This is a genomic window from Pseudomonas sp. NPDC087614 (assembly GCF_044743485.1).
Lineage (GTDB): Bacteria > Pseudomonadota > Gammaproteobacteria > Pseudomonadales > Pseudomonadaceae > Aquipseudomonas > Aquipseudomonas baetica_A.
In genome coordinates this window covers 25,834-37,364 of sequence record NZ_JBIUWN010000058.1, presented here as the reverse complement: position 1 = coordinate 37,364, position 11,531 = coordinate 25,834, and the positions used below count along the sequence as shown (strand labels likewise).

Genomic DNA, 11,531 nt, shown 5'->3' with positions numbered 1-11,531 from the left:
CACTCAAAACTGGGGTATCTGCCGCCGACCGTTTACGAGCGGGCGATGGCATCGAAACCACCTATCGAGGTGTCCGGAATTAGTTGACCACCACACCCGCCCCCAAGGCGCACGAGCCGGCGGATTCTGGCGTGGCTGTAGGCAATGGCGCAAGGATTTGTAGCCTCAAAGGCGTGTCTGAAGGTTTCTTTTAAACATCGGAGTTTAAAGGGCGATGTGCGCTGACTTCACCGGCCCCTTCGCGAGCAAGCTCGCTTGTATGGTAGGACTTGAAGGGAGGAGGAAGGACAAGGCTCGATTCTGACTTGCACACCTGTCAGATCTGACAGGGGCGATGGGGGGCGTTGGCTTGGGGGGATAAAAGCAAAAAATCGTAGCCTTCGGCAGTTCCTAGAGTGATCAGCGGAACTGCCGAAGGTTGCGATCTTTTGATCTTTCTCCGCGAAAATCGAGGAGTAAACCCCTCCCTCATTGCGCCCGTGGGGAGGGGGTGGCTGCCGATCCCGCCGGATCTGCGGCGCGATTCCTGATGCGGGGCTGCCTGCATGAAAGCCCGTCATTGTGCAGATCAGGGGATGAATGAAAAGTAATCCAGTGCGATCCAGTCGGGTGTATTGCACAGTATTTCAATTCTGCTTATTCCGTTTGAAGTGAATTCGACGAGATGGGCGTCAGCACGCGATTGAGTAAATGTTCTTTCTCCCAGCAGTTGACCCGCGGTGTTGTAAAAAAAAGCGGTGTTGGTTGCTACGTTTGTCCAGGTTTGCCAAAAACTGACTTTTGAATAGGCTGATTTGAGATCAATTCTGCAACGCTGTTGGGTTGTCGACACTTGATAGCAAAGATGCAGTAGTTGCCCGCTACGTTTTCCGGGGATTGGCGGGTATTGTAGAGAGTCAGAAATTCCCATTTGTCCGTTACCTGAAAGAAACGTAATGGTCATGCTCGAGAGCACGATGCGCTGGCCAACCGTTATAAGTTGAGTGGGCTTGCCATCGAAGTTCTCATGGATAGCAGGGGCGACTTCGCCTATTTGCGTTCTCAACACCTTCGAAAACATCAACCGCTCACCACTTCCCGATTTGTATACGGTGTAATTGATCAGGGCATCGGCACCGCGATTGGCTGTTCGCCAGTCCAAAGGAAGTGTAAAAACGGGCGTGACTCCGGTCTGAAGAGGCCGCGTATCACTTTCCCAAAGAGTTTTGGCAATAGCGCGGATGCGAGCCGTAAAGCCTGTAGCCAAGCCTGCATAGTTGACCCGTATGGTTTTCTCGTCGCTCGACAGCGTCGGCGCGAGTAAGTCGAAGCGTTGGGGAAGAATGTAAAGCAGCAGGTATCCAGATGGGATTACAGGCATGCTCGGCGCGGTGCGGACCGTGTAATAGATCTTCACTGAATGGCCAATGCTATCGATCACTTCCATGCGCGCAATGGGGGACGTTGATGACGCCTGGTGTCCCCACTGTGATGACTTCTGAGTGGTAGGTATGTCGAGGGTTTTCCCAGGTTACGCGAATCGTATGGTTGCGAGCCATGCCGGTGTAGTGCGGAACTTGTACGGTAACGTATTGGGCGTAATAGACATCATTGAAGTCGAGCTTATCGCCCGCCGAGCCATGTGCTTCAAGCACCTTCGGCGCCGCTGGATCGGTGACTGCAGATATGGAGTTCATGAGGTGTCTCCTGCGTTTGGATGAGTGCCTTGGAAGGCCTCATTTGATGCACGAAGCGCGAGTTTTCGCCACTGTCAGATCTGACAGGTAAGCGCGCTTTTTCGATGGGCGGTAGCGTTCAAGTTGCTTTGGCTTTCGGATCGATTTGCGAGAAACCGTTGGTCTGGAAAGAGCTTCTACCTGTCAACTCTGACAGTAGACGGGCGGCTGTCTATAGCAGCGAAATAGGGGAGCGGACATTTTCCGTAACCAGGAGCGCACGATCATGGCAGAGCGTATTTACCGAAAACTTGAGGGCATGGGGCTGGAGTATGTTTCAGGACGACTGGAACAGAACACAAAGGAGCGGACCATCGGTTACACCGTCACTTTCGAGATGGATCTGGATTTCACCCATTTCAAACAGATGGCCAATGCTTATATTCCGAACTACCTCGACAACCCTATCAACGCGATCAGGCCTGAGCTGGATGGCCTTGCTCACCACTACTCCTACAACTACCTGTTTAGTGAGGCAGGAAACATCGGCGGCAATCAGGCGTTGTTCGAACTTTTCGCCTCGCCCGGGTATTACAACGATCAATGGGCGACCGGTCCTTACCGGCAGGTGCGTTATGGCAAGCCGGAGTTTGTGCAGGTCGGGCAAAAGCTACGCGTGACTGCACGCAGGGACTTCAGATCGCTGGATGACACTCGGCAGATCGAAATCGGTGATTTGCCGGTCATCCAGTTTCATTGGGCGCTGAATCTGCTGCAAGGTGAAGTGACGGTCCCGGGAGTTATTGCGCCAGTGACCAAGGTCGTGTTGATGTACATGGGTGAGGACTTGGTTGAAGTCGAAGGTGAGGAGCTTTTTCTGGGGACTCTCTACGTTGACCGCAATCGGCTCGGCTTCGGTGATATTGCGCCCGATCAGATCCTGACCGCGAAGTAACCTGCGTTAAAAAATGCCGTCCTGATTGCGCGGTGCGGCGGTTTTTATATGCCATGAAAACATGGGTTGGCTGTAAGGCCGCCTTCGCGAGCAAGCCCGCTCCCACTTTTGGATCTTCGTCTCTATCAGCTTCCATCTGGCTGCTGGACCGGCCTGCCTGGATAAAACTGACGCCACGCAAAACAACGGTGGTGCCGGCTTGCTCGCGAAAGGGCCATCCCGGCCAACGGAAAATCCTCGGTTAATCCTCTCTGTTTCAATCTTTGGCAAAAGTTGGAAAGCTTCTTGCAGTACCCGCCGTGAGCCCGCTCTGGGCGTCAAAAGTTTGCTTTAAAGGAACGAGGAAAACCGGTGGATCGCTCTCAGTTACTCAACAGTGCTCGCTCGAACGTTGCCGATCTCAGTCGAGGCAATCTGGGCGTGCCGCTGTTGCTGCTGGTCATGCTGGCCATGATGATGTTGCCGGTGCCGCCGTTCCTGCTGGACGTGTTTTTCACCTTCAACATAGCCCTGTCAATCGTCGTCCTGCTGGTTTGCGTTTACGCCCTGCGGCCGCTGGATTTCGCGGTGTTCCCGACGATTCTGCTGGTCGCGACCCTGCTGCGGCTGGCGCTCAACGTGGCGTCGACGCGGGTGGTGATGCTCAACGGTCAGGATGGTCACGCGGCTGCCGGTAAGGTGATCCAGGCCTTCGGTGAGGTGGTGATCGGCGGTAACTACGTGGTGGGTATCGTGGTCTTCGCGATCCTGATGATCATCAACTTCGTCGTGGTGACCAAAGGCGCCGGGCGGATTTCCGAGGTGAGCGCGCGCTTCACCCTCGATGCGATGCCTGGCAAGCAAATGGCGATTGACGCCGACCTCAACGCCGGTCTGATCGATCAGAACCAGGCCAAGGCTCGCCGTTCGGAAGTCGCCCAAGAGGCCGAGTTCTACGGTTCGATGGACGGTGCGAGCAAGTTCGTGCGCGGTGACGCCATCGCCGGTCTGCTGATTCTGTTCATCAACCTCATTGGCGGCGTGGCCGTCGGTATCTTCCAGCACCACATGAGTTTCGCCGAAGCGGGCAAGGTTTACGCCTTGCTGACCATCGGTGACGGTTTGGTGGCGCAATTGCCATCACTGTTGTTATCGACAGCGGCAGCGATCATGGTGACGCGTGCTTCCGGTTCGGAAGACATGGGCAAACAGATCAGCCGTCAGATGTTCGCCTCGCCCAAAGCGCTGGCGGTTGCAGCGGGGCTGATGGCGGTCATGGGCCTGGTGCCGGGCATGCCGCACTTCTCGTTCCTGAGCATGGCCGCGCTGGCCGCCGGTGGCGCCTATCTGTTCTGGAAAAAACAAAGTGTCGCCAAGGTTCAAGCGCTGCAAGAGGTCAAGCGTCAGCAGGAGTTGCTGCCATCGCCGGCCCGCGCCATGGAAACCAAAGAGCTGGGTTGGGACGACGTGACCCCGATCGACATGATCGGCCTGGAAGTGGGCTATCGCCTGATCCCGCTGGTGGATCGCAATCAGGGTGGACAATTGCTGGCGCGAATCAAGGGCGTGCGCAAAAAGCTCTCGCAGGATCTGGGCTTCCTGATGCCGACCGTGCATATCCGCGACAACCTCGATCTGGCGCCGAGCGCCTATCGCCTGACCCTGATGGGTGTGATCCTCGCCGAGGCGGAGATCTACCCGGATCGCGAGTTGGCGATCAATCCGGGGCAGGTCTACGGCGCGCTCAACGGTATCAACGCCAAAGATCCGGCTTTCGGACTGGAAGCGGTGTGGATCGAAATCAGCCAGCGGGCGCAGGCGCAATCGCTGGGTTACACGGTGGTCGATGCGAGCACCGTGGTCGCCACTCACCTGAACCAGATTCTGTACAAGCATTCCAGCGAGTTGATCGGCCACGAAGAAGTGCAGCAACTCATGCAGTTGCTGGCCAAAAGTTCGCCGAAACTGGCTGAAGAGCTGGTGCCGGGTGTGCTTTCGTTGTCGCAACTGCTCAAAGTATTGCAGGCGCTGTTGGCCGAACACGTGCCGGTGCGCGACATCCGCAGCATTGCCGAAGCTATCGCCAACAACGCCGCGAAGAGTCAAGATACCGCCGCGTTGGTGGCTGCTGTGCGGGTCGGCGTATCGCGCGCCATCGTCCAAAGCATTGTAGGCACTGAGTCCGAGCTGCCTGTGATCACCTTGGAACCAAGGTTGGAACAAATATTGCTCAATAGTCTGCAGAAGGCAGGACAAGGCTCGGAAGAGGGCGTTCTGCTGGAACCAAGCATGGCCGAGAAGCTGCAGCGTTCGCTCATCGAAGCGGCGCAGCGTCAGGAAATGCAAGGTCAACCGGTGATTCTGTTGGTAGCAGGTCCGATCCGCGCGATGCTCTCGCGTTTTGGTCGCCTCGCCGTCCCAGGGCTGCATGTGCTGGCCTACCAGGAAATTCCGGACAACAAGCAAGTGACGATCGTTGCGACAGTAGGGCCCAACGGCTGAGGTAGTGGTTTATGCAAGTTAAGCGTTTTTTCGCCGCCGATATGCGTCAGGCCATGAAGCTGGTTCGTGATGAGCTGGGCGCTGATGCCGCCATCATTGGCAACCGCCGCATTGCCGGCGGTGTCGAGCTGACGGCGGCGCTGGATTACAAATTGTCGGCGCTGGCGCCGCGGGTTCCGAACATTGAACTCGAAGATGAGCTGCGCAAGACCCAGTCGCGCATCGTCACCGCTCAGGCCGAGTTGAGCCTGCGTGGCGAAGCCGATGGCAATAGCAATCGCCAGATCTTCGCCGGCCTGCCGTTGACCGCTGGCCTGCCGCTGACCGCTGCTGAACCGCTGAGCGAGCCGACTTACGCCGCACCAGCGCGTCCGGCACCTGCTCCTGCTCAGTCGTCTGGCGGTGTCGATCCGCGTGCACTGGATTCGATGCGTTTTGAATTGAACAGCCTGCGCGAACTGATGGAAGTGCAGCTTGGCACGCTGGCCTGGAATCAGTTGCAAGGCAAGCGTCCGGCGCAAGCCAACCTGTATCGTCGTCTGCAACGTATCGGTCTCTCCGGTCCGTTGTCGCGCGATCTGCTGGCGATGATCACCGATATCGAAGAACCTCGTCAGGCCTGGCGCATGTTGCTGGCGCACCTGGCGCGGATGATCGCCGTACCGGAAGTCGAGCCGCTGGAAGAAGGCGGGGTGATCGCCATGGTCGGTCCGGCAGGTATGGGCAAGACCACCACGCTGGCTAAACTCGCTGCCCGTTATGTGCTTAAGTACGGCGCGCAGAACGTTGCGCTGGTGAGCATGGACAGTTTCCGTATCGGCGCTCAGGAACAATTGAAGACCCTGGGCCGTATCCTCAATGTGCCGGTGACGCACGTCGACCCGGGCCAATCGCTGGTGCAGGCGCTGGATCCATTGCTGCGCAAGCGCGTGGTGCTGATCGATACCGCGGGCCTGCAAGCCAGCGATCCGGCACTGCGCATGCAGCTCGAAAGTCTGGCCGGGCGAGGCATCCGTTCAAAAAATTATCTGGTCTTGGCAACCACCAGCCAGAAACAGGTTCTAACCGCCGCTTATCATAGTTACAAGCGTTGCGGGCTTGCCGGGTGCATCCTGACTAAACTGGATGAAACGGCCAGCCTTGGCGAAGTGTTGAGCCTGGCGATCAGTCATGAATTGCCGGTCGCGTACCTGACCGATGGCCCACGGATTCCGGATGATCTGCATCTGCCGCGCCGTCATCAACTGGTCAGCCGCGCCGTCAGCGTGCAAATGCAGGAAGAACCCAGCGAAGAAGCCATGGCTGACATGTTCGCTGATATCTATCACAGCCCGACCAAGCAGGTAGGCTGAGGTATTCATGAACAGTTTTTGTACCTACATCGATGGTCTGCCATGCATTGTTCAGGTTGTGAACGCGCAGCCAGTAATGTGGCCTCCGTCTATGCAAGACAAGGTAAAGAAATAACATGGGCAGCATGCATCCCGTACAGGTGATCGCGGTGACCGGCGGCAAAGGTGGCGTCGGGAAAACTAACGTGTCAGTGAACTTGTCGCTGGCGCTGGCAGAGCTTGGCCGTCGGGTCATGCTGCTGGACGCCGATCTGGGGCTGGCGAACGTCGACGTTCTGCTGGGGCTGACCCCCAAACGCACGCTGGCCGATGTCATCGAAGGCCGCTGCGAACTGCGCGACGTGCTGTTGCAAGGCCCGGGCGGAATTCGCATCGTGCCGGCGGCGTCCGGCACCCAGAGCATGGTTCACCTGAGCCCGGCGCAACATGCCGGCCTGATTCAGGCCTTCAGCGACATCGGCGACAATCTCGACGTGCTGGTGATCGACACCGCTGCGGGCATTGGTGACTCGGTAGTCAGTTTCGTGCGTGCGGCGCAGGAAGTGTTGCTGGTGGTTTGCGACGAGCCGACTTCGATCACCGACGCCTACGCATTGATCAAACTGTTGAACCGTGATTACGGCATGAACCGCTTCCGCGTCCTGGCCAACATGGCCCAGAGCCCGCAGGAGGGCCGTAACCTGTTCGCCAAGTTGACCAAAGTCACGGATCGCTTCCTTGATGTGGCCCTACAATACGTCGGCGCCGTGCCCTACGACGAAAGCGTGCGCAAGGCCGTGCAGAAGCAGCGTGCAGTCTATGAAGCCTTTCCGCGTTCCAAGTGCGCACTGGCGTTCAAGGCCATCGCGCAGAAGGTCGACACCTGGCCACTGCCGGCCAACCCGCGTGGCCACCTTGAGTTTTTCGTCGAGCGCCTCGTGCAGCAAACGGCAGGGCCCGTGCTATGACAGCCAGCGGTATGAATTACTACAAGAAGTCGGCGCGTGACGCGCAGTACGAACTGATCGAGCGTTACGCGCCACTGGTCAAGCGCATTGCTTACCACTTGCTGGCACGCCTGCCGGCCAGCGTGCAGGTCGAGGATCTGATCCAGGCCGGCATGATCGGTCTGCTTGAAGTCTCGACCAAATACGACGCCAGCAAAGGTGCCAGTTTCGAAACGTACGCGGGCATTCGAATCCGCGGCGCGATGCTCGACGAAGTGCGCAAAGGGGACTGGGCGCCACGCTCGGTTCACCGCAACACCCGTATGGTCAGCGACGCAATTCGCGCAATTGAAGCTAAAACCGGCCGTGATGCTAAAGATCACGAGGTTGCGGCCGAACTCCAATTGAGTCTCGACGATTACTACGGGATTTTGAATGACACCCTGGGCAGTCGCTTGTTCAGTTTCGACGATCTGTTGCAGGACGGCGAACACGAAGGGCTGCACGAGGATGGCGCCAGTGCTCATCTTGAGCCGTCACGCGATCTGGAAGATGAACGCTTCCAGGCAGCGCTGGCGGACGCGATTGCCAATTTGCCGGAGCGTGAGCGACTGGTGTTGGCGCTGTACTACGACGAAGAGCTGAACCTCAAGGAGATCGGTGAAGTCCTTGGCGTCAGAGAATCGCGGGTCAGCCACTTCCACAGCCAGTGCGCGGCCCGTTTGCGGGGGCGTTTGGGGGAGTGGCGAGCGCGCTGAAGGCAGTGTGGGGACACTGCGAACGAGGCCGGTGCGGTGATGAGCGGCACCGGTCTTGCTCCGTTGTGTTCCAGACAGTCTTCGAGTGCTACGCCGGAATGATTGAAATGGCGCGTCCAGGTGCTGGGCGCGTTTAAGACTGCTTGGAGGTCGAATTGGACAAAAACATGAAAATCCTCATCGTTGATGACTTCTCAACGATGCGGCGGATCATCAAGAACCTGCTGCGTGATCTGGGGTTCACCAACACCGTCGAGGCCGACGATGGCATTACCGCCATTCCGGTACTCAACAGCGGAAACATCGACTTTCTGGTAACGGACTGGAACATGCCGGGCATGACCGGTATCGACCTGCTGCGCCACGTGCGTGCCGATGAAAAACTCAAGCACCTGCCCGTGCTGATGGTGACCGCTGAAGCCAAGCGCGAACAGATCATCGAAGCGGCTCAGGCCGGTGTTAACGGCTACGTGGTCAAACCTTTCACGGCCCAGGCGTTGAAAGAAAAAATCGAGAAGATTTTCGAACGCATCGGCTGATGAACGCGCGGGGGAGCTATGGAGCATAACGAATCTTCACAGGGCGATTTCGAGTCGACCCTGAAAAAACACGCGGTCGAACTGGTCGAAAGCCTTGAAAAAGGCAGGTTCGGCGACGCTGTGCAACTGATCCATGAGCTCAATCAGACCCGTGACCGCGGCCTGTATCAGGAAGTGGGCAAGCTCACGCGCGAACTGCACAGTGCGATTGTCAACTTTCAGATCGATCCGCACATGCCGCAGGCTGAGGAAGTGTCGCAAATCACCGACGCCACCGAGCGTCTGGGCTATGTGGTCAAGCTGACAGAAGCCGCGGCCAACCGCACCATGGATCTGGTGGAAAGCGCCACGCCGCTGGTCAATGGTCTGGCTGACGAAGCCCAGGCCTTGAGTGCCGATTGGGGGCGCTTCATGCGTCGCGAGGTCGGGGCTGAAGAGTTCCGTGAACTGGCGCGCCGGGTCGACGGTTTTCTGTCGCGCAGCAGCACGGACAACCGTGCGGTGTCGGGCAATCTGAACGACATCCTCCTCGCCCAGGATTACCAGGACCTCACCGGTCAGGTGATCAAGCGTGTGACGCAACTGGTCACCGAAGTCGAAAGCAACTTGCTCAAACTCGTGCTCATGGCCAGTCAGGTTGACCGCTTTGCGGGCATCGAACATGACCGTGAGGCGATGCTTGCAGAAAAAGATCCACAAAAACATCTCTCGCAGGGTGAAGGTCCGCAGATTCATGCCGATAAACGAGAAGACGTTGTGTCCGGTCAGGACGATGTGGACGATTTGTTATCCAGCCTTGGGTTCTAGAGTTTTGGAATTTTAGGTTTTTTGGGTTTTTAGACCTGTAGGAGCACCCCATTAATGAGCTTCGGCGCCGATGAAGAGATCCTTCAGGATTTCCTGGTTGAGGCCGGCGAGATTCTTGAGCAACTGTCCGAACAACTGGTCGAGCTGGAAAGCCGTCCGGATGATGCAGATCTGCTCAATGCAATTTTTCGCGGTTTCCACACTGTAAAAGGGGGCGCCGGCTTCCTTCAGCTCAACGAGCTGGTGGAGTGCTGTCACATCGCCGAAAACGTGTTCGACATCCTGCGTAAGGGTGAGCGGCGCGTTGATGCAGAACTGATGGACGTTGTCCTCGAAGCACTGGACGCGGTGAACAGCATGTTCAGCGAAGTCCGCGAACGTGCACCGATCACGGCGGCCACCCCGCAGCTGCTGGCCGCCCTGGCGCGTCTGGCCGAGCCGCAAACGGCGGACGAAGCCCCGGCATCTCCCGTGGCCGAGATGATCGAAGAACTGGTCGTCGAAGGCGATTCGGGCGACATCACCGATAACGAATTTGAACAACTGCTGGACTCGCTGAACGCCGTCAAGGCTGAAGCCCAAGCCCCGGCGGCTGCTGCGCCTGCGCCAGCTGCCGATGCGGCCGCCAGCGATGAAATTACCGATGCCGAGTTCGAGTCATTGCTCGATCAGTTGCACGGTAAAGGCCAGTTCGCGGCTGACGCTGTAGCACCGGCGGCGGCTCCGGCAGCACCGGCGGCGGGCGACAGTTCGGACATCACCGATGACGAATTCGAAGCGTTGCTCGATCAGTTGCACGGCAAAGGCAATTTCGCCGTTGATGCGCTGGAGTCGGCGATTGCCTCGGCACCTGCTGCGCCAGCCGCACCGGCGGCCGCCGCTGCCGGCAGCGATCTGATCAGCGATCACGAGTTCGAATCGCTGCTCGACGAATTGCATGGCAAAGGCAAGTTCTCTGAAGTCGGCACCGCTGCTACGGGTTCCGCTTCGACTGTTGCCACGCCAGCCGCCAAGGCCCCGGCCGCTGCTGCGCCCAAACCTGCGGCCAAGCCTGAACCAAAAGCCGAAACGCCAAAACCGGCTGCCGCTGCCGCACCGGCGCCTGCCCGCGCTCCAGCAGCACCGCCACCGGAAAAACCGGCGAGCGAAGCCGAGACGACTGTGCGGGTCGACACCGCGCGTCTCGACGAAATCATGAACATGGTCGGCGAACTGGTGCTGGTGCGTAACCGTCTGGTGCGCCTGGGTCTGAACAGTGGTGACGAAGCCATGTCCAAAGCCGTGTCGAACCTGGACGTGGTGACGGCTGACTTGCAGACCGCGGTAATGAAAACCCGGATGCAGCCGATCAAGAAGGTCTTCGGGCGCTTCCCACGCCTGGTTCGAGACCTGGCGCGTCAGCTCAAGAAAGAGATCAACCTAGAACTGGTCGGCGAAGAAACCGACCTGGACAAAAACCTTGTCGAGGCTCTGGCCGACCCGCTGGTCCACTTGGTGCGCAACGCGGTCGATCACGGTATCGAATCGCCGGAAGAACGTGAAGATTCAGGCAAGGCGCGGGGCGGCAAAGTCGTTCTGGCGGCCGAGCAGGAAGGCGATCACATTCTTCTGTCGATCTCCGATGACGGCAAAGGCATGGACCCGAACGTTCTGCGTGCCATCGCGGTAAAACGCGGTGTGATGGACAAGGACGCGGCCGATCGCCTGAGCGATAGCGAGTGCTACAACCTGATCTTCGCCCCGGGCTTCTCGACCAAGACCGAGATCTCCGATGTGTCCGGCCGCGGTGTCGGCATGGACGTGGTGAAGACCAAGATTTCCCAGCTCAACGGTTCGATCAACATCTACTCGACCAAGGGCCAGGGCTCGAAGATTGTCATCAAGGTACCGCTGACGCTTGCGATCATGCCGACCCTGATGGTGATGCTCGGCAATCAGGCGTTCGCGTTCCCGTTGGTCAACGTCAACGAAATCTTCCACCTCGACCTGTCGACGACCAACGTCGTGGACGGCCAGGAAGTGGTGATCGTGCGGGACAAGGCGCTGCCATTGTTATAC

10 protein-coding genes are annotated in these 11,531 nt (G+C 58.1%); 8 read left to right on the top strand and 2 right to left on the bottom strand.

The features are described from left to right. Window positions 1-568: 568 nt before the first annotated feature. Complete coding sequence (locus ACIOWA_RS20110; RefSeq protein WP_401161554.1) at window positions 569-1,426, bottom strand: hypothetical protein; 858 nt, start codon at window positions 1,424-1,426, stop codon at window positions 569-571. After that, window positions 1,410-1,676, bottom strand: a complete 267-nt coding sequence (locus ACIOWA_RS20105; protein WP_401161552.1) for a hypothetical protein — start codon at window positions 1,674-1,676, stop codon at window positions 1,410-1,412. The genes ACIOWA_RS20110 and ACIOWA_RS20105 overlap by 17 nt, the downstream gene beginning before the upstream one ends. A 265-nt stretch (window positions 1,677-1,941) precedes the next feature. On the opposite strand from ACIOWA_RS20105, the gene ACIOWA_RS20100 reads away from it, so the two are divergent. From ACIOWA_RS20100 to ACIOWA_RS20065, 8 genes are all read left to right on the top strand, one after another. After that, window positions 1,942-2,610, top strand: a complete 669-nt coding sequence (locus tag ACIOWA_RS20100; protein ID WP_401161550.1) for a hypothetical protein — start codon at window positions 1,942-1,944, stop codon at window positions 2,608-2,610. Window positions 2,611-2,961: 351 nt separating this feature from the next. Beyond that, window positions 2,962-5,091 carry a flagellar biosynthesis protein FlhA gene (gene flhA, locus ACIOWA_RS20095; RefSeq protein ID WP_339433589.1) on the top strand — a complete coding sequence of 710 codons (2,130 nt, stop codon included), beginning with the start codon at window positions 2,962-2,964 and terminating at the stop codon, window positions 5,089-5,091. Window positions 5,092-5,102: 11 nt separating this feature from the next. Further along, complete coding sequence (flhF, locus tag ACIOWA_RS20090; RefSeq protein WP_339433590.1) at window positions 5,103-6,443, top strand: flagellar biosynthesis protein FlhF; 1,341 nt, start codon at window positions 5,103-5,105, stop codon at window positions 6,441-6,443. Window positions 6,444-6,559: 116 nt separating this feature from the next. Further along, window positions 6,560-7,390: a flagellar synthesis regulator FleN gene (gene fleN, locus ACIOWA_RS20085; protein ID WP_003222917.1), complete on the top strand. Its 831-nt coding sequence runs from the start codon at window positions 6,560-6,562 to the stop codon at window positions 7,388-7,390. Beyond that, window positions 7,387-8,127, top strand: a complete 741-nt coding sequence (gene fliA / locus ACIOWA_RS20080) for an RNA polymerase sigma factor FliA (protein WP_401161548.1) — start codon at window positions 7,387-7,389, stop codon at window positions 8,125-8,127. The genes fleN and fliA overlap by 4 nt, the downstream gene beginning before the upstream one ends. 167 nt (window positions 8,128-8,294) lie before the next feature. Next, the gene (locus tag ACIOWA_RS20075) at window positions 8,295-8,666 is read left to right on the top strand and encodes a chemotaxis response regulator CheY (protein WP_221731959.1); all 372 of its coding nucleotides are present in this window, start codon (window positions 8,295-8,297) and stop codon (window positions 8,664-8,666) included. A gap of 18 nt (window positions 8,667-8,684) precedes the next feature. Beyond that, complete coding sequence (locus ACIOWA_RS20070; protein ID WP_221731958.1) at window positions 8,685-9,473, top strand: protein phosphatase CheZ; 789 nt, start codon at window positions 8,685-8,687, stop codon at window positions 9,471-9,473. Between the two features lie 54 nt (window positions 9,474-9,527). Continuing rightward, on the top strand, window positions 9,528-11,531 hold a 2,004-nt coding region (locus tag ACIOWA_RS20065), incomplete at its 3' end, for a chemotaxis protein CheA (RefSeq protein WP_401161546.1).